The organism is Curvibacter sp. GW821-FHT09D12, assembly GCF_059416245.1.
Map to the genome: position 1 here is coordinate 192,430 of NZ_JBWKOU010000007.1, position 21,629 is coordinate 214,058.

The window sequence follows — 21,629 nt, forward strand, 5'->3', positions numbered from 1 at the left end:
CCAAGCCCGCCCATGAAGCCTTACGACACCACCCAGCCCTACCCCCGCGACCTGATCGGCTACGGCCGCGATGTGCCCCACGCCCAGTGGCCGGGCCAGGCCCGCATTGCGGTCCAGTTCGTGCTGAATTACGAGGAAGGCGGCGAGAACGCCACCTTGCACGGCGACGCCGGCTCGGAGCAGTTCCTGTCCGAGATGTTCAACCCGGCCAGCTACCCCGACCGCCACATGAGCATGGAAGGCATCTACGAGTATGGCTCGCGGGCGGGGGTGTGGCGCATCCTGCGCGAGTTCGAGAAGCGCGGCCTGCCCATGACCATCTTCGGTGTCGGCATGGCGCTGCAGCGCCACCCCGAGTTGACCCAGGCCTTTGTCGACCTGGGCCACGAGATCGCCTGCCACGGCTGGCGCTGGATCCACTACCAGAACATCGACGAGGCCACCGAGCGCGAACACATGCGCGTGGCGCTGGACGCCATCGAGAAGCTCACCGGACAGCGCCCCACCGGCTGGTACACCGGCCGCGACAGCCCGCGCACGCGCCGCCTGGTGGTGGACGACGGCCGGCTTGACTACGACAGCGACTACTACGGCGACGACCTGCCGTTCTGGATGAAGGTCGAACGCAGCGACGGCGCCGTGGTGCCGCACCTGGTCGTGCCCTACACCCTGGACACCAACGACATGCGTTTTTCGCTGCCACAGGGCTTTTCGCAGGGCGACGACTTCTTCACCTACCTGCGCGACAGCTTTGACTGCCTGTACGCCGAAGGCGACCCCGCCGGCGAGAACCGCCCCAAGATGCTGAGCATCGGCATGCACTGCCGCCTGCTGGGCCGCCCTGGGCGCATGGTGGCGCTGCAAAAATTTCTCGACCACATCCAGCGCCACGACAAGGTCTGGGTGTGCCGCCGCATCGACATTGCCCGCCACTGGCAGCAGGTGCATCCCTTTAGCGAACAGAAAGCAGGCTGACCATGGCCCTCACCCTTGCCGAATTCAACACCGCCAGCCCCGAACAGGCCCTGCAATGGCTGGACGGCCTGTACGAGCACTCGCCCTGGATCGTCGAACGCGTGCTGCCGCAGCGCCCCTTCCAATCGCTGGCCCAACTCAAGCACGCGCTGACCCAGGTCGTCAGCCAGGCCGGACGCGAGGCCCAACTGGGCCTGATCCGGGCCCACCCCGAGCTGGCAGGCAAGGCCATGGTCAGCAAGAGCCTGACCGCCGAATCGACCCACGAGCAGGGCAAGGCCGGCCTGACCGACTGCACCCCTGAAGAGTTTGCCCGCATCCAGCAGCTCAATGCCGACTACAACGCGCGCTTCGGCTTCCCCTTCATCCTGGCCGTGCGGGGCCCCCGCGGCCTGGGCCTGGGCCGGCACGAGATCATCGAGACCTTCGAGCGGCGACTGCACAACCACCCCGACTTCGAGCTGGCCGAATGCCTGCGCAACATCCACCGCATCGCCGAAATCCGCCTCAACGACAAGTTCGGTGTCGAGCCGGTACAAGGCAATCTGGTGTGGGACTGGCAGGAAAAGCTAGCCCAGCACTCAGACCCCGGCTTTGCCGAGTTGGGCCAGCTCACCGTCACCTACCTCACCGACGCCCACCGCGCCTGCGCCCAGCGCATTGCCCACTGGATGCGCGAAGCCGGCTTTGACGAAGTCGGGATCGATGCCGTGGGCAACGTGGTGGGCCGTTACCACCCCGCCACGGCCGGCGCCCCCTATCTGATGACCGGCTCGCATTACGACACCGTGCGCAATGGCGGCAAGTACGACGGGCGGCTGGGCATCTTCGTGCCCATGGCCTGCGTGCAGCAGCTCAAGGCGCAGGGCCGACGCCTGCCCTTTGGCCTGGAGGTGATCGGCTTCGCCGAAGAGGAAGGCCAGCGCTACAAGGCCACCTTCCTGGGTTCAGGCGCGCTGATCGGCGACTTCAAGCCTGAGTGGCTGGACCAGCAGGACGCCGACGGCATCACGATGCGCGAGGCCATGCGGCACGCCGGCCTGTGCATCGATGACATCGCCAAACTCAAGCGCCAACCGGCCGATTACCTGGGCTTCATCGAGGTACACATTGAACAGGGCCCGGTCCTGAATGAGAAAGACCTGCCCCTGGGCGTGGTCACCTCCATCAACGGCAGCGTGCGCTACCTCGGTGAGGTGATCGGCATGGCCAGCCACGCGGGCACCACCCCCATGGACCGCCGCCGCGACGCCGCCACCGCGGTGGCCGAACTCGCGCTGTACGTTGAAAAGCGGGCGGCCCAGGACGGCGACTCGGTAGGCACCATCGGCCAGTTGCAAGTGCCCAACGGGTCGATCAACGTGGTGCCGGGGCGCTGCAAGTTCTCACTCGACCTGCGCGCGCCCAACGATACCCAGCGCGACGCCCTGGCGCACGATGTGCTGGCCGAGTTGGCCGCCATCTGCGAACGCCGCGGCCTGCGCCACACCCTGGAAGAGACCATGCGGGCCGCCGCAGCCCCCAGCGCCCCGGCCCTGCAGCAGCACTGGGAGGCGGCCGTCAGCGCCCTGGGCCTGCCGGTGTTCCGCATGCCCAGCGGCGCCGGCCACGACGCCATGAAGCTGCACGAGGTGATGCCCCAGGCCATGCTGTTCGTGCGCGGACTCAACTCGGGCATCAGCCACAACCCGCTCGAATCGAGCACCAACGAAGACATGCAACTGGCCGTCGACGCCTTTGCCCATGTCCTGAACCACTTCGCACCGCAAGCCACCCCCGCCTGAGCCCGACACCATGACCGACGTTCAAAACACCCCCCGCTACGCCGCCCTCGACGCCTGGATCGATGCCCACTTCGACGATGAAGTGCGCTTTCTGCAAGCGCTGGTGCAGGTGCCCACCGACACACCGCCCGGCAACAACGCCCCGCACGCAGAACGCACCGCCGAACTGCTGCAGGCCTTCGGCTATGAGGCCGAGAAGCACCCTGTGCCCGCCGCCGAGGTGCAGGCCTACGGCATGCAAAGCATCACCAACCTGATCGTGCGCCGCCCCTTCGGCCCGGCGGGCAGCGGCCGCACCATTGCCCTGAACGCCCACGGCGACGTGGTGCCCCCGGGCGAGGGCTGGACCCACGACCCCTACGGGGCCGAGATCGTGGACGGCAAGATGTACGGCCGCGCTACCGCGGTCAGCAAGAGCGACTTCGCCAGCTTCACCTTTGCCTTGCGCGCCCTGGAGGCCGTGGCCCGCCCCACCCAGGGGGCGGTGGAGCTGCACTTCACCTACGACGAAGAATTTGGCGGCGAACTGGGCCCGGGCTGGCTGCTGAAGAACCAGCTGACCCAGCCCGACCTGATGGTGGCCGCCGGCTTCTCGCACGAGGTGGTCACCGCGCACAACGGCTGCCTGCAGATGGAAGTGACCGTGCACGGCAAGATGGCCCATGCGGCCGTGCCCCACACCGGCGTCGATGCCCTGCAAGGCGCCGTGCACATCCTGAACGCGCTGTACGCCCAGAACACCGAGTACCTGCAGGTGAGCTCGCAGGTGGCCGGCATCAACCACCCTTACCTCAATGTGGGCCGCATCGAAGGCGGCACCAACACCAACGTGGTGCCGGGCAAGGTGATGTTCAAGCTGGACCGCCGCATGATCCCCGAAGAGAACCCGGTCGAGGTGGAAGCCCGCATCCGCGAGGTGATCGAACAGGCCGCCGCGCAGCGCCCCGGCATCAGCGTCGAGATCAAGCGCCTGCTGCTGGCCCGCTCGATGACCCCGCTGGCCGGCAACAAACCCCTGGTGGACGCCATTCAGCAACACGCCAAGGCAGTGCTGGGCGAAGACGTGCCCGCCGTGGGCACCCCGCTGTACACCGACGTGCGCCTGTACGTGGAGCGCGGCATCCCCGGCGTGATCTACGGCGCCGGCCCGCGCACCGTGCTCGAATCACATGCCAAGCGCGCCGACGAACGCCTTGACCTGAACGACCTGCGCGCCGCCACCAAGGTGATGGCCCGGGCCCTGAGCGACCTGCTGGCTTGAGCGGCACCACCGCCACGGCCACGACCGGGCTGATCGTGCCCGTGGACACCCCACCCCCGCTCACCGTGCTGTGGCGCGATGAGCACCTGGTGGCCGTCTACAAGCCGGCGGGCTGGCTGGTGCACCGCACCGGGCTGGACGCAGGCGAAACCCGCTTTGTGATGCAGGCCCTGCGCGACCAACTGGGCCAGCACGTGTTTCCGGTGCACCGGCTCGACAAGGGCACCTGCGGCGTGCTGGTGATGGCGCTGCACAGCGAGGCCGCGCGCGCCCTGTCGCAGTCTTTCGAGGCGCACCGCACCCGCAAGCACTACCTGGCCGTGGTGCGGGGCTGGGCCCCCCGGGCGATCGAGGTCGACCACGCCCTGCGCCCCGACGACGCCCCGCCCGATGCCCCCGTGCAAGAGGCCCACACCCGTTTCGAGCGCCTGGCCACGCTGGCCTTGCCGCCCGAGCCCGGCCAGGCACCGGCCGACCCGCGCTACCCAGCCAGCCGCCTGTCGATGGTCCAGGCCTGGCCCAGCACCGGGCGACGCCACCAGATCCGCCGTCACCTCAAGCACCTGGCCCACCCCATCATCGGCGACGCCACCCACGGCAAGGGGGCCGTCAACCGCTGGTGGGCCGAGCGTTTGGGCCTGCAACGCCTGTGGCTGCATGCGGCCACCCTCGACATCCCCCACCCCATCAGCGGCGAGTGGCTGCACTTCTCAAGCGGGCTGCTGGACACCGGCTCACCCACCGATCAGCCCGTGCCCCCCGACCTTCTGGCCTGGCAAGCCTTGCGGCAACACCCGGCCTGGCAGGCCGATGAGCCAGCCCGCCCGGGTCTGGACACCTGTGAGACAAGGACCTGACCAAGGGATCGTGCGGGGCGATAACATGCAGGACGATTGACATTCACTGACCTGCCCACACCGCTTCATGACCTACGCCCCCCTGTCCCAGCGCCTGAGCGGCGCCAGCAACTTCCGTGACCTGGGGCGCTACCCCGCCCGGGGTGGCCGGGCCATGCGCCCGGGCCGCATCTACCGCTCGGATCACCTGGCCCACCTCACGCCCGCGGATCAGGCCCGATTGCAGGCGCTGGGGGTCACGCGCACGGTCGACTTCAGAGGCCAGGGCGAACGCGCCGCGCAGGCCTACGACCTGCCCGGCGTGCAGCAGCACGCGCTGTCGATCGAGCCCACGGTGGTACAACGCGCCAAGGCTTTGCAGGACCGGGGGGAGCGCCTCACACCGGAACATGCCGCCGAACTGATGGAGCAGACCTACCGCGACTTCGTGCTGCACAACTCACCCCGCTTTGCAGAACTGTTCCGACTGCTGCTGGAAAACGACCAGCCCCTGGTCTTCCACTGCACCGCCGGCAAGGACCGCACCGGCTTTGCCGCCGCCCTGATCCTGCATGCGCTGGGCGTGGAGCAGCCCGTCGTTCTGCACGACTACCTGCTGACCAATGAGTTGTACCAGCGCCCCACGGGTTTGATCGGGCAGGGCCCCGAAGAGGTGATGCGCGTCATCTGGCGCGTGCAGCCCAGCTTTCTCGACGCAGCCCTGGACACCGTGCAGCAGCACCACGGCGGCCTGACACCCTACCTGCAGGACGTGCTAGGCGTGGGGCCCGCCGAAGTGCGCCAACTCGAATCGCTCTACCTGATTTAAGTCAGCGATGCTGATGGGCCGGTGTGGCACCGCCCTCACCTGAGTCCCTCGCCACGCATTGCGCTCTTTCCGGCTGTCCGCCACCTGGGCCGACCGGCCTGCACCATCACGGCCCAGCCCGTCGGGCCGATGGCCTCAAAACAGTGCACACCGCCCCAAGGCTCACCATTCCGGTGCCTCAAGGCCGCCCGTTCCCACGTGAAAACCCTGTATTCATGGGCACGACTTTTGCCTACATTGCTTGCATACAAGACTTGCAAACCACATCTCTTTCCAACCTTGGAGCAGCCATGTCACGCATCTACAAATCCCTGTTCGGCCAGGTGGTCCTGGCCCTGGTGGTCGGCGTCATCGTCGGCCTGGTCTGGCCTGAACAGGCCGTCAAACTCAAACCCCTGGGCGACGGCTTCATCAAGCTGATCAAAATGCTCATCCCCTTCATCGTCTTCGGCGTGGTGGTGCACGGCATCGCCGGCACGGGCGACCTCAAGCGGGTGGGCCGGGTGGGCATCAAGGCCCTGATCTATTTCGAGGTGGTCACGGCCATCGCTCTGGTGCTGGGCCTGGTGCTGGCCTGGGTGTTCCAGCCCGGCGCGGGCATGAACATCGACCCCAGCACCCTTGATGGCTCGGCGCTCGCGGCCTACAAAGAGAACGCTGGCAAGCTCACCGGCGGCGGCTTCACCGAGTTTGCCCTGCGACTGATCCCGACCACCGCCCTCAGCGGCTTTGTGAGCGGCGACGTGATGCAGGTGCTGCTGATCTCCATCCTGTTCGGCTGTGCCCTGGCCCTGCTGGGCCCCAAGGGGGAACGCATCACCTCGCTGATCGACGACCTGTCGCACGCCCTGTTCAAGACCATGGGCCTGCTGATCCGCCTGGCCCCGCTGGGCGTGCTGGGCGCGATTGCCTTCACCGTGGGCAAGTACGGCATCGGCTCGCTCAAGCAACTGGGCATGCTGGTGGCTTTGTTCTTCGGCGCCACCATTTTCTTTGTGACGGTGGTGCTGGGCCTGATCATGCGGGTGTCGGGCTTCAGCCTGTTCAAGCTGCTGCGCTACCTGCGCGAAGAGCTGATGGTGGTGTTCGCCACCACCTCGTCGGACAGCGTGCTGCCCCAGATCATGGCCAAGCTCAAGGCCATGGGCATCCGTGACTCGACCGTGGGCCTGGTGATCCCCACCGGCTACTCCTTCAACCTGGACGCCTTCTCGATCTACATCACGCTGGCCGCCGTCTTCATTGCCCAGGCCACCAACACCCCTGTCTCCACCGCCGATCTGCTGGCCATCCTGGCCATCTCGCTGGTCACCTCCAAGGGCGCACACGGTGTGCCAGGCTCGGCCATCGTGGTGCTGGCCGCCACCCTGCAGGCCATTCCGGCCATCCCCGCCATCGGCCTGGTGCTGGTGCTGTCGGTGGACTGGTTCATGGGCATCGCCCGGGCCCTGGGCAATCTGATCGGCAACTGTGTGGCCACCGTGGCCATTGCCGCCTGGGAAGGCGACATTGATCGCGAGCGGGCCCATGCGGTGCTCGATGGCCGTACCCCGAAAGCGTTGATCGACTGACGCGGCCGCTGCGCCTGCCTTCGACCGGCGAGGGGCGGGTGCCCCGGCCGGATCCGGAGGGCTGCGGACCGTCACACAGCTCCAGTAAAGTCGGCCCCCTCCCAACACCCAAGACCTACCCATGCTGAGTTCACTGCGTACCAAACTGCTGCTGATCACGACCCTCTCGGTCGTCGTGGCGCTGAGCCTCACCGGCGCCATCACCTACGTCCTGCTGCGCGCCAGCATCACCGAGACCGCAGCCCAGCAGCTGAGCGCGGCCCGCGAGGGCAATGGCATGGCCCTCGACCTGTGGGTGGCCGCCAAGGCCACCGCGGTGCAGGCCGCGGCCCATGCCGTGCAGCATGGCGACCCCCAGGGCATCGTGCTGCACATGAACAAGGCAGGTGGCTTTCCGGTGACCACCGTGGGCTGGACCGACAAGAGCTACGTCTCCAGCAGCTCCACCACCCCCGCCAACTACGACCCCACCGTTCGCCCCTGGTACAAGGCCGCCGCCGAGGCCGGCAAGCTGGTGGTCACGCCGCCCTATGCCGACGCCTCGACCGGGGTGGCCTTCGTGTCCTTTGCCGCCCCCATGCTGCGCGATGGCAGCCTGGCCGGCGTGGTCAGCGGGGCCGTGCCTCTGGACGGCGTTCGCCAGGTCGTGAACGGCGTGCACCCGACCCCCAACAGCCTGGCGATCCTGGTCACCCGCAGCGGACAGTTGCTGGCCCACGCCGACGCCAAGCTGACCCTCAAGCCGGCCTCCACGCTGTCTCCAGCGCTGGCTGGCGACTCGCTGAACCAGTTGCTCAGCGCCACCACCCCGCAGGAGCTTGAGCTCGGCGGTGTCCCCAAGCTGCTGCAGGCCCGCGCCATCCAGGGCACCGACTGGTACCTGATCGTGGCACTGGACAAGGCCGACGCCACCCAGGCCCTGGGCGAGGTGTCGCGCGGCGTGCTGCTGGCCACCGTGGTGCTGGCGCTGCTGGCTGCCGCGCTGAGCTCGGTCTTCACGGCTCGCGCCTTCCGCCGGCTGGCCCAGGTGCGCGACGCCATGGCCGACATCAGCTCCGGCGGGGGCGACCTGACCCAGCGCCTGCCGATCTCGGGGCAGGACGAGGTGGCCCAGGTGGCCGGTTCTTTCAACACCTTCGTTGACAAGATGGCCATCGTGCTGCGCGACATCCGCCAGGGGGCCGAATCGGTTCGCCTGGCCAGCGACGAGATCCGCAACGGCAACCATGACCTGTCCAGTCGCACCGAAGGCGCCGCCAGCAGCCTGGAACAGACCTCGGCCGCCCTGGTGCAACTGACGGCCAGTGTTCAGCAATCGGCGGAAGCCACGGTGCGCGCCACCCAGCTGGCCGGCGAGGCCAGCCAGGCCGCTGCCAAAGGAGGAGAAGTGGTGGCAGGCGCCGTGAGCACCATGGACGAGATCAACCAGTCCTCCGCACGCATCAGCGACATCATCGGCGTGATCGACGGCATTGCCTTCCAGACCAACATCCTGGCCCTCAACGCGGCCGTCGAAGCCGCACGCGCGGGCGAAAACGGCCGTGGTTTTGCGGTGGTGGCGGCCGAGGTGCGCAGCCTGGCCCAACGCAGTGCCACCGCAGCCAAGGAGATCAAGGGCTTGATCAGCACCTCGGAAGAGCGCGTCAGCGTCGGCACCCAGCGTGTGCAGGCCGTGGGCCAGACCATGGACGCCATCATGGGCAGCATCCGCCGAGTCAGCCAATTGATTGGGGAAATCAACGGCGCCATGCACGAGCAAAGCAATGGCATTGGCCAGATCAGCCAGGCCGTGGCCGAAATGGACCGCTCCACCCAGCAAAATGCAGCCTTGGTCGAAGAATCGGCCGCAGCGGCATCGGTGCTCAACGACCAGGCCCACCACCTGGCCCAGGCCGTTGGCGCCTTCAAGCTGGGCGACGCAGCCCCCCAAGGCACGGCCCTTGCACGGCCCAACCCGGCGGGCCAAGCCCGCCTGCACTGACCCCGGAGCCCCAAGACCCCCATGAGCAGTTCCCAGACCGAAATCGCACAACAGGTGGTGGAGTCCATCCTGGCCCAGAAACTGGCCCCCGGCGAACGCCTGGGTGAACAGGATCTGGCCGATCTTTTCGGCGTCAGCCGCACCCTGGTGCGCGAGGCGCTGATGCAGTTGCAGGCGCGCGGCTTTGTCGAGGTGCGATCGCGACGCGGCTGGTATGTGGTGGAGCCCTCGGTAGAGGACGCCCGCGATGCGTTCTCGGCCCGGCGCATCGTGGAGGCCGGCATCCTGGCCAGCGCGGGCGACGAGGGCCGGCCCCTGCAGGCCGTGACCCGGCGCCTGCGCCAACACATCGCCGACGAGCAAAGTGCCATCGAGGGCGCCGACGCAGCCGCCCGTGCCTTTCTGCTGGCGGACTTCCACGTCTGCCTGGCTGAAAGCATGGGGCACCGCAGCCTCACCGATGTGCTGCGCGACCTGACCGCCCGCACCACGCTGGCCGCCTCGCTGTACCAATCACGCCATGAAGCCAGCCAGTCGTGCCAGGAGCATGAAGCCATTGTCGAAGCGCTTGAAGCCGGTGATCTGCCCCTGGCCCGTGACCGCCTGTTGGCCCACATCGGCCATGTGGAAGAAGCCTTGCGCCCAGACACACCGCGCACCCACGACAGATTGCGCGATTCGCTGAGCCCGGTGCAACGCACGTCGGGCTGATCCCCTTAGACAGGCCGCCCATCATCTGATCGAGGGCGGCCCATAGGTACTGGCCTGCTTCTTGCTGGCTGCAGGCGCTCGGGTTTTCACTGAGCTCCGCACGGGTCGGTCTGTATACACTTTTCACATACACCCATGTGCACCAAGTGTGCAGATCCCTCGCGCGGCGGCCTCAGTTCTCCCACGTTCCGCCTTCTCCAGTCCTCAAGGAAATCAGCATGAATCCAGCGGTCCATCCCGTCGACGAACGCCTTCCCATCAACCGATTGGCCGCCCTGGGCCTGCAGCACGTGCTGGTCATGTATGCAGGTGCCATTGCCGTGCCCCTGATCATCGGCCGGGCCCTCAAGCTCGACCCCGAGCAGGTGGCCATGCTGATCTCGGCCGACCTGTTCTGCTGCGGCCTGGTCACCCTGATCCAGGCCCTGGGGGCCACGCGATGGTTCGGCATCCGGCTGCCGGTGATGATGGGCGTGACCTTCGCCTCGGTCGGCCCGATGGTGGCCATCGCCAACAGCAACCCCGGTGTGGCCGGCGCCCAGCTGATCTTCGGTGCCATCATCGGCGCGGGCGTCATCTCCATCCTGATCGCGCCGGTGGTCAGCCGCCTGCTGCGCTTCTTCCCGCCCGTGGTCACCGGTACGCTGATTCTGGTGATCGGTGTCAGCCTGATGCGGGTGGGCATCAACTGGATCTTCGGCAACCCCGTCGGGCCCACAGCCCCCAGCGTCCCGGACCCCGAACACCTGCGCTGGCTGGCCGAGGCCGGCAAACTGGCCGCGGCCCCAGGCTCGGCCCTGCCCGCCATCCCCAAGGGCCTGACCATCCTGCCCACGGTGCCCAACCCCAAGTACGCCGACCTGTTGGGCGTGGGGGTGGCCGCCCTGGTGCTGAGCTCCATCCTGGCCATCAACCGCTTTTCGCGCGGCTTTGCCGCCAACATCTCGGTGTTGCTGGGCATCGTGATCGGCGGCGTGGTCTCGGTCGCCCTGGGTCTGATGACCTTCGAAAAGGTTGGCAAGGCCCACTGGTTCGACATCGTCCTGCCTTTCGAGATCGCCACCCCTGTGTTCGACCCGCTGCTGATCCTGACCATGAGCGTGGTCATGCTGGTGGTGATGATCGAGTCGACCGGCATGTTCCTGGCCCTGGGCGAGATGACCGAGCGCAAGATCGACAACCAGGCCCTGACGGCAGGCCTGCGCACCGACGGCCTGGGCACCCTGATCGGGGGCCTGTTCAACACCTTCCCCTACACCAGCTTTTCGCAAAACGTGGGTCTGGTGGCGGTGACCGGCGTGCGCAGCCGCTTTGTGTGCGTGGCCGGCGGCGTCATCCTGATCGTGCTGGGCCTGCTGCCCAAGATGGCGGCCCTGGTCGAGTCCCTGCCCACCGTGGTGCTGGGGGGGGCCGGTCTGGTGATGTTCGGCATGGTGGCCACCACCGGCATCCGCATCCTGGGCGGGGTCGACTTCAAGGACAACCGCCACAATGCACTGATCGTCGCCATCTCCATCGGCGTGGGCATGATCCCGCTGCTGGCCCCCAATTTCCGCCAGTGGATGCCGCATGCCATCCACCCGCTGATCGAATCCGGCATTCTGCTGGCCACCCTCAGCGCCGTGGTGTTGAACCTTTTCTTCAACGGGGCACGCCACGATGAAGAAGCGATCCGAGCCGCTGCTCGCCAAGCCGACAGCCATTGAGCCTCCCGCCCCGCCTGACCGTCAGCATGCCGTCAGGATGGGGTAAGCTCTTGGCCCGCGTACGCATCCGTAGGAACCCAATTCATGTCTTCTTCCCTGTCTGCCGCCGAGCAAGCCTTGCGCGAAGCCGCCCTTGAATACCACCGCAAGCCGGTGCGGGGCAAGATCTCGGTCACGGCGACCAAGCCCCTGTCCAACCAGCGCGACCTGTCGCTGGCCTACTCGCCCGGCGTCGCCTACCCCTGCCTGGACATCCAGGCCGATCCCTCGCTGGCCTTTGAGTACACCTCGCGTGGCAACCTGGTGGGCGTGATCACCAACGGCACGGCCGTGCTCGGCCTGGGCGACATCGGCCCGCTGGCCGGCAAACCCGTGATGGAAGGCAAGGGCTGCCTGTTCAAGAAGTTCGCCGGTGTCGACGTGTTCGACATCGAACTGGCCGAGCGCGACCCCGACAAGCTCGTCGAGATCATCGCGGCCCTGGAGCCCACCCTGGGCGGCATCAACCTCGAAGACATCAAGGCCCCCGAGTGCTTCTACATCGAGAAGCAGCTCTCCGACCGCCTCAACATCCCCGTCTTCCACGACGACCAGCACGGCACCGCCATCATTTCGTCGGCCGCCCTGCTCAACGGCCTGGAGCTGGTGGGCAAGGACATCGGCAGTGTCAAGGTGGCCGTGTCGGGCGCCGGCGCCGCCGCCATCGCCTGCCTGGACGTGATGGTCGGCCTGGGCGTCAAGCGCGAGAACGTCTATGTGTGCGACTCCAAGGGCCTGATCCAGAGCGAGCGCGACGATGCCAAGAGTGGCCGCCTCGATGAGTCCAAGCGCCGCTACTGCCAGACCACCTCGGCCCGCACCCTGGCCGACGTGGTCAACGGCGCCGATGTGTTCCTCGGCTGCTCGGCCCCTGGCGTGCTGAGCGCCGAGATGGTCAAGACCATGGCGCGTCAGCCCATCATCCTGGCCCTGGCCAACCCCGAACCCGAGATCCGCCCCGAACTGGCCAAGGCCGTGCGCCCCGATTGCATCATTGCCACCGGCCGCTCGGACTACCCCAACCAGGTCAACAACGTGCTGTGCTTCCCGTACATCTTCCGGGGCGCCCTGGACTGCGGGGCCACCAAGATCACGGCCGAGATGAAGCGCGCCTGCGTGCGCGAGATCGCCGACCTGGCCAAGGCCGAGATGAGCGACGAGGTGGCGGCCGCCTACGCGGGCCAGGAACTGAGCTTCGGCCCCGACTACCTGATTCCCACCCCCTTCGATGCCCGCCTGATCCTGCGCATCGCACCGGCCGTGGCCAAGGCCGCCCAGGAGTCCGGTGTGGCCACCCGCCCCATCGAAGACATCGAGGCCTACCGCGAAAGCCTGTCGCGCTTCGTGTATGCCACCGGCATGTTCATGCGCCCGGTGTTTGCCGCAGCCAAGGCCGCCAACAAGCGTGTGGCCTATGCCGAAGGCGAAGACGAACGCGTGCTGCGCGCCGCCCAGCTGGCAGTTGATGACGGGCTGGCCCGCCCCATCCTGATCGGCCGCCCGGCCGTGATTGCCGCGCGCATCGCCAAGGCCGGCCTGCGCCTGCACCCTGGCAAGGATGTGGAGATCTGCGACCCCGAAGACGACCCGCGCTTCCGCCAGTACTGGGAAACCTACCACCGCCTGATGGGCCGCCAGGGCGTCACGCCCGAGGCCGCCAAGGCCGCGGTGCGCCGCTCCAACACCCTGATCGCAGCGCTGATGGTCAAGCTTGGCGACGCCGACGCCATGTTGTGCGGCCTGGTGGGCCGCTACGACAGCCACCTGGAGCACGTGCGCGACATCCTGGGCCTGCGCGAAGGTGCCTCGGGCTTTGCCGCGCTCAACGCGCTGATGCTCGACAAGCACACCCTGTTCATCGCTGACACCTACATCAACGAGAACCCCGACGCCCAGCAACTGGCCGAGATCGCCCTGGCGGCGGTGGAAGAAGTGAAGCGCTTCGGTCTGCCGCCCAAGGTGGCCTTCCTGTCGCATTCGAACTTCGGCTCGTCCAAGCGGGCCTCGGCCTTGAAGATGCGCGAAGCGCGCGAGATCTTCGCGCGCCTGGCCCCTGATGTGGAGTGCGATGGCGAGATGCATGGCGACGCGGCCCTGTCCGAAGATGTGCGCAACCACTCGCTGATGGACAGCAGCCTGAGCGGCGAGGCCAACGTGCTGATCTGCCCCAACCTGGACGCGGCCAACATCCTGTTCAACGTGCTCAAGACCACGGGCGGACACGGTGTGACCATTGGCCCCATCTTGCTGGGTGCGGCCGCCTCGGCCCACATCATGACCCCCTCGTCCACCATGCGGCGTGTGGTCAACATGACGGCCCTGGCCGCCGCCAACGCTGGCGTGACACGCCCGGCCTGAGCGCGCTGAACCTGGCCACAGCCCCCGGCACGGCGCCCGCCGTTCCGGGGGTTTTTTCATGCGCCGCCAGAAGAGCCCAAGGGTTGGGCATCGTTTTTGCTTTGATGCCTTCCAACCAACGGAGCCTGTGTTGATGAAAAAACGTGCCTTCTTCCAAGCGGGTCTGGCCCTGAGCCTGGCCTTGGCGCTGGGCAGCGCCCAAGCCCAGAACACCCCGATCAAGTTCCAGCTCGACTGGCGCTTTGAAGGCCCGGCCGCTCTGTTCCTGCTGCCGGCCGCCAAGGGCTACTTCAAGGACGCCAAGCTCGACGTGACGGTGGATGCCGGCAATGGCTCGGGCGGCGCTGTGCAACGCGTGGCCTCGGGCAGCTACGACATGGGCTTTGCCGATCTGGCCGCCCTGATGGAATTCCAGGCCAACAACCCCGACGCCCCCAACAAGCCGGTGGCCATCATGATGGTCTACAACAACACGCCGGCCTCGGTCATGGCGCTCAAGAAGAGCGGTATCACCAAACCGGCGGACCTGAATGGCAAGAAGCTGGGTGCACCGGTGTTCGACGCCGGCCGCCGGGCCTTCCCGATCTTTGCCAAGGCCAACCAGGTGGGCGCGGTGCAATGGACCGCGATGGACCCCCCACTGCGCGAGACCATGCTGGTGCGTGGCGACATCGACGCCATCACCGGGTTCACCTTCACTTCGCTGCTCAACCTGGAGGCGCGCGGCGCCAAGGCCAGCGACGTGGTGGTGATGCCTTACTCGGAACTTGGGGTGAAGCTGTACGGCAACGCCATCATCGCCTCGCCCAAGTTGCTCAAGGAGAACCCCGCCGCCGTGAAGGCCTTCCTGCTGGCTTTCACCAAAGGCGCCAAGGAGGTCATTGCCAAGCCTGAGGCCGCGATCGAGTACGTGAAGCAACGCGACGGCATCATCAACACCGAGCTGGAAGCCCGCCGCCTGAAGCTGGCCATCGACACCGTGATCAACAGCCCCGATGCCCGCGCCGAGGGCTTTGGCCAGGTCAACGCGGCTCGCCTGTCGCTGATGGCCTCACAGGTCTCCGATGCCTATGCCACCAAGACCCGGGCCAACCCCGACACCGCCTGGACCGGCGCCTACTTGCCGTCGGCCGCCGAGCTCAACATCCTGCCGCGCAAGTAAAAGGAAGGCGCCCGGCCGACCCGCGGTGACGGGCGGCCATGCCGCGCCTTTCGAGCTTGTGCACTGCTGCCAACCCGCGTCCGGAGAGTTTCGCATGTCCGCCCCCCTCGCCCCCCCCGATTCCGCTGCGGCCCAAGCCGCCCTGAGCGGCGCCAGCGAAGCCCCCTACTTCGTCGATTTCCGGGATGTCTGGCTGGCCTACAACGACGAGTTGCTGGCCCAGAACCATTTCGCCGTTGAAGGCATCGACCTGCAGGTCCGTCAGGGCGAGTTCATCGCCATCGTCGGGCCCTCGGGCTGTGGCAAATCAACCTTCATGAAGCTCACCACCGGGCTCAAGATGCCCTCGATGGGCCGCATCCTGATCGACGGTCAAGCCGTGACCGGGCCGCTGAAGATTTCGGGCATGGCCTTCCAGGCACCTTCACTGCTGCCCTGGCGCACCACGGTCGACAACGTGCTGCTGCCGCTGGAGATCGTCGAGCCCTACCGCTCCAGCTTCAAGCGAAAGCGCAAGGAGTACGAGGCCCGCGCCCGCGCCCTGCTGCAGAAGGTGGGCCTGGCCGGCTACGAGGACAAGTTTCCCTGGCAGCTCTCGGGCGGCATGCAACAGCGCGCCAGCATCTGCCGCGCCCTGATCCATGAGCCCAAGATGCTGTTGCTCGACGAGCCCTTCGGGGCCCTGGACGCCTTCACCCGCGAAGAGTTGTGGTGCATCCTGCGCGATCTCTGGACCGAGCAGAAATTCAACGTGATCCTGGTCACCCACGACCTGCGCGAATCGGTCTTTCTGGCCGACACCGTGTACGTGATGAGCAAGAGCCCGGGCCGTTTCGTGGTCAAGCGCGAGATCGAGCTGCCGCGTCCGCGCGAGCTGGAGCTGACCTACACCAAAGAATTCACCGACATCGTGCACGAGCTGCGCGGGCACATCGGCGCCCTGCGCAAGACCGGCGCGGCCATCCACCAGTAAGGCAGGCAATTCATGGCCAACAACAAGAAAATGATCGAACGCTGGTCGCCCTGGCTGCTGCTGGTGGCGGTGCTGGTGACCTGGCAGGTGCTGTGCTCGGCCTTCAATGTGTCCGAGTTCATCTTTCCCAGCCCGGCGCGCATCGGCAGCCAGTTCATGGAGTTCAAGTGGATCATCGCGGGCCACGCCTGGCGCACTTTCTGGGTGACGATGGCGGGCTTCGGCCTGGCCATCGTGGTGGGCGTGCTGCTGGGCTTTGTGATCGGCAGCTCACGCCTGGCCTATGCCGCGGTCTACCCGCTGATGACCGCCTTCAATGCCCTGCCCAAGGCGGCCTTCGTGCCCATCCTGGTGGTGTGGTTCGGCATCGGCGTGGGGCCGGCCATCCTGACCGCCTTCCTGATCAGCTTCTTCCCCATCATGGTCAACATCGCCACCGGCCTGGCCACGCTGGAGCCCGAGCTGGAGGACGTGCTGCGCGTGCTGGGTGCGCGCCGCTGGGATGTGCTGATGAAGGTCGGGCTGCCGCGCTCCATGCCCTACTTCTATGGCTCGCTCAAGGTGGCCATCACCCTGGCCTTTGTGGGCACCACCGTGTCCGAGATGACCGCGGCCAATGAAGGCATCGGCTACCTGCTGATCAGCGCTGGCTCGGCCATGCAGATGGGCCTGGCCTTTGCCGGCCTGCTGGTGGTCGGCGCCATGGCCATGGCCATGTACGAGCTGTTCAGCCTGATCGAGAAGCGCACCACCGGCTGGGCCCACCGGGGCTCGCACGGCGAGTAAGCCAGGGGGATGCCCATGTCACCCATGTCACCCCTGAGCCATGAGCAATGCCTGCAAGCCCTGCACCATGCCAACCGGGTGGCCCTGCAGGCCATGACCCTGGGCCGCCACCCTTTCGGGGCCGTGCTGCTGGCCCCGGATGGTGTGACGGTGCTGGCTGAACAAGGCAACATCGACACGGTCAACCATGCGGAATCCACACTGGCCCGGGAAGCCGCGTCGCGCTGGTCGGCTGAAGAGCTGGCACAGTGCAGCCTGGTCACCACCTTCGAACCCTGCGCCATGTGCGCCGGGACGATCTATTGGGCCGGCATCGGGCGTGTGGTCTATGGGGCCTCAGAGACCGACCTGCTGAGCCTGACCGGCGATCACCCGGAGAACCCGACCTTGGACCTGCCCTGCCGCGAGGTGTTCTCGTGCGGTCAACGTGCCGTGCAGGTGCTGGGACCGTTCGCCACCCTGCGCGAGGAGCTGCTGGCTCCGCACCAGGGCTTCTGGGCCACGCGCTGATCGCGCCCGGCCCCAGCCCGGCCCGATTCAATACGGCTTGAAGTTCGCCGCCACACGCTGGCGCAGGTAGTCGCCCGCGGTGATGGCCGGGTACTTCTTGTGGGGGCCTTCGATCACCGCGTCACGGTTGGCCTGGCAGAAAAAGGCCACGCTGTAGCGGGGGCCCATGGATTCGCCGGGTTGTGGGTTCTTCACACGATGGAAGTTGGAGGGCAGCAGATCATCGCTCCAGCGCATCAGCATGTCGCCGATGTTGCAAGTGATGGCCGCCTCATCGGGCTCCACCGAAGTCCAGGCCTGGGAATCCATCTCTTTGCCCGGGCACACCTGCAGCCCGCCCTGGCCCGGGCGCTGGAACAGCAGCGTCAGGCAATCGAAATCGGTGTGCGCGCCGGCACGCCACAGGTCCAGATGGGCCTGGGCTTCAGGCGGGATGGCGTAGTAGTGCAGCAGTCGCAGCGTGCTCTGGTACTCGGGGCTGGCAGGGTCGTGTGCGCCGGTGAAGAAATCGCTGGCAAAGCCCAGCTTGTCCGCAAAGCACGACAGCACCTTCATGCCCAAGGCCCAGCAGTCGGCCTCGAAAGCCAGCATGGTGGACTGGAAACCCGGCAACTCCGACTCGGTGGGCCACAGGCCTGCCATGTGGGGGCGCGTGATCTGGTAGGACTCCTTCTGGTCCGGGGTCCCTGTGCTGGGCCTCACCTGGGCCTTGGTTTCCCAGCCCACGTTGTTGGCCTTCTGGTGCGGCCACTGGGCCTTGACCGCATCGGGCAGGGCAAAGAAGCGCTCCGAGGTGGCAAAGGCCTCGCGCACCGCCGCCAGGTCGATGCCGTGGTCGATGATCTGGAAGAAGCCCACATCCACGGCAGCCGACCACAGCTCGTCGGCAATCTGGGCCTTGCGGGTTTCATAGTCGGCCAGCGAGATGCGGCGGATCTCACGCTGGCCGGTTTCAGACCCCATGGCGCCCATGCGCGATTCCTTGGCCAGTTCAGACTGGGCCGAGGCGGTGGGTGGCAAGGGGGCGGCGGGGGACAAGAGGGTGGCAGTGCTCATTCAGGGCTCCTTCAAGCGGGATCAGGGGGTGGCAACACAGCCCGTACCCCAGAGACTGCCCCTGATCAATCGCCTGGCGTCAATCCAGTTCGATCCAACCGGCCGGGCTGGCCCCTGAGGCACATGCGGGCACCGGCCTGCTGTCAGGCTGGCCCCGCCGGGCCTCAAGAGCAATTCCCGGTCTGCCCCAGGCCTGGCACATGGACCGGCTCGGGCAGCTGAACGCTTCTACTCTTGCCAAGGTTCAAGCAGGTTTCAGGCCAGGCCTGGCTCGCATCAAACGCACCATCGTGGCGCAAAACGCCTCAGCCCGGTGCTGCCAGGTCCAGCTCAGCCGCACCGCCCCCAGCCAGTACCGCACTGTGGCAACCCTCTGGGGGTGGCATGAAAACTGCAGCCGGTGTCCGGCAAGAGTAGAAGCGTTCAGCGGCCCAGCCGCTCGGAAATTGCTCTTGAAGTCAGGCGCAGGCCACCGGGTTCTTCCCGGAGCAGCGTTGTCTTCAGGGGCTGGCCGCACGGGTGGCATCCCGAGACAGCGCCGGCCCGCGCCTCCAGCCCAACGTGCCCCACACGCCAACCGAGGAGTGCTTTTTCCATGCAACGCCGTTCCCTGCTGCGCGCCAGCGCCGCCGCCACACTCGCCACCACCGCTCTCGCCACCCCCTGGGTGCGCGCCCAGGGCTCGCTGCAGAAATTCAAGTTCAACCTGGGCTGGAAGATCGAAGCCTCGGGTGCCGGCTTTCTGCTGGCCCAGCAACGCGGCTACTACAAGGACGCCGGGTTGGACGTGAGCATCGACACCGGCAACGGTTCGGCCGCAGCCATCAGCCTGGTGGGCAGCGGCGCCTACGACGTGGCGTCGGCCGACCTGTCGACGATGATCGAATTCAACCTGGCCAACCCCACGGCGCAGTTGCTGGCCGTGGCCATCCAGTACGACCTGAACCCCAACTCGATCATCGTGCGCAAGGACGGCCCCATCAAGAAGCCGGCCGACCTCGCCGGCAAAACCTTGCTGGGCCAGCCTTTCAACGCCTCGCGCAAGCTGTTCCCGGCCTTTGCCAAGGCCCAGGGCTTCGACCCGTCGGGCGTGAAGTGGGAAAACGTTTCGCCCGACATCGGCGACACCCGCTTTGTGAAGGGCGACTTCGACGGCGCGGCCTACTTCTTCTTCACCGGCCTGCTCAACCTCAAGGCGCGCGGCATGGGCCCTGAGCAACTCACGGTGTTCCGGTTTTCCGACCTGGGCATGAAGTCTTATGGCAACGGCCTGGTGGCCAACCCCAAAAGCCTGCAGGAGCGCCCCGACGCCATGAAAGCCTTCGTGAAGGCCACGACCCGAGGCTGGATCGAAGTGATGGCCGACCCGCGCGCCGGAGCCGCCGCCATCAAGACCCGCGAGCCCCTGGCCAACGAAGAACTGGAATACGAACGCCTCAAGTTGATCGTGGACGGCACCATGAAGACCGCCGACACCCGCGCCAATGGCTGGGGGGCCGCCACCCCGGCCCGGCTGCAGGCCACCATAGACGAGACCGTGACCGCCTTCGGCCTCAAGGGCTCGCCCACGCTGGCCGAGTTCTGGACCGACCGCTTCCTGCCCACCGCGGCCGATCGCAAGCTGAAGGCCTGAACCCGCCTGCTCACCTGCCAACCGAGTCCACCCCATGCCGCAACTGCCCATCCTGGACCTGACCGACGCCCTGCTGCCGGGCGCGGCACGCAGCGCTGAAGTGGCACGCCAGTTCGGCGCCGCCGCCCGCGACTCAGGCTTCTTCTACGTGCGCCACCACGGCGTGCCCGAAGCCTTGATCGCGCAGCAATTCGCCTTGGCCGAACAACTGCTGACCCTGCCGGCCGGCGTGCGCGACGCCCTGTCGATCCGCCACTCGCCGTCCTCTCGGGGCTACGAGGCCCTGGGCGCCCAGACCCTGGACGCCCAGGCCCACCCCGACCTCAAGGAAAGCTTCTACTGCGGTCTGGCCTACCCCGACGACCACCCCTATGTGCGCGCGGGCTACCAGACCTATGGCCACAACCAGTGGCCGCCGCAGCTGCCCGAGGCCCCGGCCCGCTGCGAGGCCTACCAGCAGGCCATGCTGGCCCTGGCCAGGCGGCTGATGCAACTGATGGCGCTGTCACTGGGTCTGGCCGAAACCTACTTCGACCCCAGCAACGGCAGCCCCATGGTGACCCTGCGCATGGTGCGCTATCCGCCCCACCCCGACAGTGCTGACGAGCGCACCTTCGGGGCCGGCGCCCACACCGACTGGGGCGCGCTGACCCTGCTGGCCCAGGACAGCCATGGCGGCCTGGAGGTGTGCACCCCGTCGGGCCAGTGGATCGACGCCACGCCCCTGCCCGGCACCCTGGTGGTCAACCTGGGCGACATGATTCCGCGCTGGACCAACGGCCTCTACCACTCCAACCCGCACCGCGTGCGCAACCGCCACTCGGGCGGCCAGGCGCGCTACTCGATCCCCTTCTTCTACGAGCCCGACTACCTGGCCCCGATCGAGCCCGTGCCGGGCACCGTGGCCCCGGGCGAAACGCCGCGCTACAGCCCCTGCACGGCGGGCGAGCACCTGCGCCAGATGTACCTCAAGACCTACGCGCCCGCGGCCTTGCCCACCGCGGACACCACCCCGGCCAACCCATGAAACTCTGGTTCAACCTGTTCACCCCCGACCCGCAGGCCCTGCTGGATTTCTACCAGGCCCTGCTGGGCCTGCCCGAGTCCGTGGCCAGCCGCTCGCCCATCTACCGGGCGCTGGAGACGGCCGACTTCCAACTGGGCTTCAACGCCCACCCGGCCTACGAACTGCTGGGCCTGCCCGAGCGGGCCCCGGCCCCGGGCAGCGTGCCGCCAGTGAGCGCCTACTGCACCTTCATGCTCGACACCGCCGAGGCGGTCAGCCACGGCGCCGAGTGCGTGACCAACCTGGGCGGGCGTCTGATCAAGCCCCCCTACGCCACGTACTACGGGCAATGGCAGGCGGTGCTGGCCGACCCGCAGCACAACGTGTTCAGGCTCAGCGCCATAGGCCTGCCACCCGGGGTGGCCAGACCGGCGTTTCCGCTGTCGGATTGA

Annotated in this window: 18 protein-coding genes; 17 read left to right on the top strand and 1 reads right to left on the bottom strand. The window is 67.1% G+C overall.

What is annotated here, in order from left to right; genetic code table 11:
• Nucleotides 1–12 precede the first annotated feature (12 nt).
• The 14 genes from puuE to AC07PT_RS13875 all read left to right on the top strand — a co-directional run bounded on the left by puuE (nt 13) and on the right by AC07PT_RS13875 (nt 17,482).
• Complete coding sequence (gene puuE, locus AC07PT_RS13810; RefSeq protein ID WP_492347832.1) at nt 13–975, top strand: allantoinase PuuE; 963 nt, start codon at nt 13–15, stop codon at nt 973–975.
• A 2-nt stretch (nt 976–977) separates the two neighbouring features.
• Nucleotides 978–2,759, top strand: a complete 1,782-nt coding sequence (gene uraD / locus AC07PT_RS13815; protein WP_494656974.1) for a 2-oxo-4-hydroxy-4-carboxy-5-ureidoimidazoline decarboxylase — start codon at nt 978–980, stop codon at nt 2,757–2,759.
• A 10-nt stretch (nt 2,760–2,769) separates the two neighbouring features.
• Nucleotides 2,770–4,020 (top strand): M20 family metallopeptidase, encoded by a 1,251-nt coding sequence (locus AC07PT_RS13820; protein WP_492347830.1) that lies wholly within the window; start codon nt 2,770–2,772, stop codon nt 4,018–4,020.
• Entirely contained in the window at nt 4,017–4,877 is an 861-nt protein-coding gene (locus AC07PT_RS13825) for a pseudouridine synthase (RefSeq protein ID WP_494656975.1), read from the top strand. The genes AC07PT_RS13820 and AC07PT_RS13825 overlap by 4 nt, the downstream gene beginning before the upstream one ends.
• A 67-nt stretch (nt 4,878–4,944) precedes the next feature.
• Nucleotides 4,945–5,685, top strand: a complete 741-nt coding sequence (locus tag AC07PT_RS13830; protein WP_494656977.1) for a tyrosine-protein phosphatase — start codon at nt 4,945–4,947, stop codon at nt 5,683–5,685.
• Between the two features lie 290 nt (nt 5,686–5,975).
• Nucleotides 5,976–7,256: a C4-dicarboxylate transporter DctA gene (locus AC07PT_RS13835; RefSeq protein ID WP_492347827.1), complete on the top strand. Its 1,281-nt coding sequence runs from the start codon at nt 5,976–5,978 to the stop codon at nt 7,254–7,256.
• A 121-nt stretch (nt 7,257–7,377) separates the two neighbouring features.
• The gene (locus tag AC07PT_RS13840; RefSeq protein WP_492347826.1) at nt 7,378–9,237 is read left to right on the top strand and encodes a methyl-accepting chemotaxis protein; all 1,860 of its coding nucleotides are present in this window, start codon (nt 7,378–7,380) and stop codon (nt 9,235–9,237) included.
• Nucleotides 9,238–9,258: 21 nt separating this feature from the next.
• The gene (locus tag AC07PT_RS13845; RefSeq protein ID WP_492347825.1) at nt 9,259–9,948 is read left to right on the top strand and encodes a GntR family transcriptional regulator; all 690 of its coding nucleotides are present in this window, start codon (nt 9,259–9,261) and stop codon (nt 9,946–9,948) included.
• Between the two features lie 218 nt (nt 9,949–10,166).
• A complete protein-coding gene (locus AC07PT_RS13850) occupies nt 10,167–11,654 on the top strand; it encodes a nucleobase:cation symporter-2 family protein (RefSeq protein ID WP_492347824.1) in 1,488 nt (495 codons plus the stop codon).
• Nucleotides 11,655–11,738: 84 nt separating this feature from the next.
• A complete protein-coding gene (locus tag AC07PT_RS13855) occupies nt 11,739–14,051 on the top strand; it encodes an NADP-dependent malic enzyme (protein ID WP_492347823.1) in 2,313 nt (770 codons plus the stop codon).
• 133 nt (nt 14,052–14,184) lie between these two features.
• Nucleotides 14,185–15,213, top strand: coding sequence for an ABC transporter substrate-binding protein (locus tag AC07PT_RS13860; RefSeq protein WP_492347822.1), 1,029 nt, complete (start codon nt 14,185–14,187; stop codon nt 15,211–15,213).
• Nucleotides 15,214–15,307: 94 nt separating this feature from the next.
• Nucleotides 15,308–16,186, top strand: coding sequence for an ABC transporter ATP-binding protein (locus AC07PT_RS13865; protein WP_492347821.1), 879 nt, complete (start codon nt 15,308–15,310; stop codon nt 16,184–16,186).
• Nucleotides 16,187–16,198: 12 nt separating this feature from the next.
• The gene (locus AC07PT_RS13870) at nt 16,199–16,972 is read left to right on the top strand and encodes an ABC transporter permease (protein ID WP_492347820.1); all 774 of its coding nucleotides are present in this window, start codon (nt 16,199–16,201) and stop codon (nt 16,970–16,972) included.
• 24 nt (nt 16,973–16,996) lie between these two features.
• Nucleotides 16,997–17,482: a nucleoside deaminase gene (locus tag AC07PT_RS13875; protein ID WP_494657040.1), complete on the top strand. Its 486-nt coding sequence runs from the start codon at nt 16,997–16,999 to the stop codon at nt 17,480–17,482.
• Nucleotides 17,483–17,509: 27 nt separating this feature from the next.
• On the opposite strand, the gene AC07PT_RS13880 is transcribed toward AC07PT_RS13875, so the two are convergent.
• On the bottom strand, nt 17,510–18,538 hold the full coding sequence (locus AC07PT_RS13880; protein WP_492347819.1) for an isopenicillin N synthase family dioxygenase: 1,029 nt from the start codon (nt 18,536–18,538) through the stop codon (nt 17,510–17,512).
• Between the two features lie 595 nt (nt 18,539–19,133).
• On the opposite strand from AC07PT_RS13880, the gene AC07PT_RS13885 reads away from it, so the two are divergent.
• From AC07PT_RS13885 to AC07PT_RS13895, 3 genes are read left to right on the top strand one after another with little or no spacing between them, the layout of a single operon-like run.
• Nucleotides 19,134–20,171 carry an ABC transporter substrate-binding protein gene (locus AC07PT_RS13885; protein ID WP_494656978.1) on the top strand — a complete coding sequence of 346 codons (1,038 nt, stop codon included), beginning with the start codon at nt 19,134–19,136 and terminating at the stop codon, nt 20,169–20,171.
• Between the two features lie 34 nt (nt 20,172–20,205).
• Complete coding sequence (locus AC07PT_RS13890) at nt 20,206–21,198, top strand: isopenicillin N synthase family dioxygenase (protein WP_494656979.1); 993 nt, start codon at nt 20,206–20,208, stop codon at nt 21,196–21,198.
• A complete protein-coding gene (locus AC07PT_RS13895) occupies nt 21,195–21,629 on the top strand; it encodes a VOC family protein (RefSeq protein ID WP_494656981.1) in 435 nt (144 codons plus the stop codon). The genes AC07PT_RS13890 and AC07PT_RS13895 overlap by 4 nt, the downstream gene beginning before the upstream one ends.

Bases quoted from the DNA above. Each gene is read 5' to 3' on its own strand.
- puuE (WP_492347832.1), top strand. From the start codon at position 13: ATGAAGCCTTACGACACCACCCAGCCCTACCCCCGCGACCTGATCGGC.
- uraD (WP_494656974.1), top strand. From the start codon at position 978: ATGGCCCTCACCCTTGCCGAATTCAACACCGCCAGCCCCGAACAGGCC.
- AC07PT_RS13820 (WP_492347830.1), top strand. From the start codon at position 2,770: ATGACCGACGTTCAAAACACCCCCCGCTACGCCGCCCTCGACGCCTGG.
- AC07PT_RS13830 (WP_494656977.1), top strand. From the start codon at position 4,945: ATGACCTACGCCCCCCTGTCCCAGCGCCTGAGCGGCGCCAGCAACTTC.
- AC07PT_RS13835 (WP_492347827.1), top strand. From the start codon at position 5,976: ATGTCACGCATCTACAAATCCCTGTTCGGCCAGGTGGTCCTGGCCCTG.
- AC07PT_RS13840 (WP_492347826.1), top strand. From the start codon at position 7,378: ATGCTGAGTTCACTGCGTACCAAACTGCTGCTGATCACGACCCTCTCG.
- AC07PT_RS13845 (WP_492347825.1), top strand. From the start codon at position 9,259: ATGAGCAGTTCCCAGACCGAAATCGCACAACAGGTGGTGGAGTCCATC.
- AC07PT_RS13850 (WP_492347824.1), top strand. From the start codon at position 10,167: ATGAATCCAGCGGTCCATCCCGTCGACGAACGCCTTCCCATCAACCGA.
- AC07PT_RS13855 (WP_492347823.1), top strand. From the start codon at position 11,739: ATGTCTTCTTCCCTGTCTGCCGCCGAGCAAGCCTTGCGCGAAGCCGCC.
- AC07PT_RS13860 (WP_492347822.1), top strand. From the start codon at position 14,185: ATGAAAAAACGTGCCTTCTTCCAAGCGGGTCTGGCCCTGAGCCTGGCC.
- AC07PT_RS13865 (WP_492347821.1), top strand. From the start codon at position 15,308: ATGTCCGCCCCCCTCGCCCCCCCCGATTCCGCTGCGGCCCAAGCCGCC.
- AC07PT_RS13870 (WP_492347820.1), top strand. From the start codon at position 16,199: ATGGCCAACAACAAGAAAATGATCGAACGCTGGTCGCCCTGGCTGCTG.
- AC07PT_RS13875 (WP_494657040.1), top strand. From the start codon at position 16,997: ATGTCACCCCTGAGCCATGAGCAATGCCTGCAAGCCCTGCACCATGCC.
- AC07PT_RS13880 (WP_492347819.1), bottom strand. From the start codon at position 18,538: ATGAGCACTGCCACCCTCTTGTCCCCCGCCGCCCCCTTGCCACCCACC.
- AC07PT_RS13885 (WP_494656978.1), top strand. From the start codon at position 19,134: ATGCAACGCCGTTCCCTGCTGCGCGCCAGCGCCGCCGCCACACTCGCC.
- AC07PT_RS13890 (WP_494656979.1), top strand. From the start codon at position 20,206: ATGCCGCAACTGCCCATCCTGGACCTGACCGACGCCCTGCTGCCGGGC.
- AC07PT_RS13895 (WP_494656981.1), top strand. From the start codon at position 21,195: ATGAAACTCTGGTTCAACCTGTTCACCCCCGACCCGCAGGCCCTGCTG.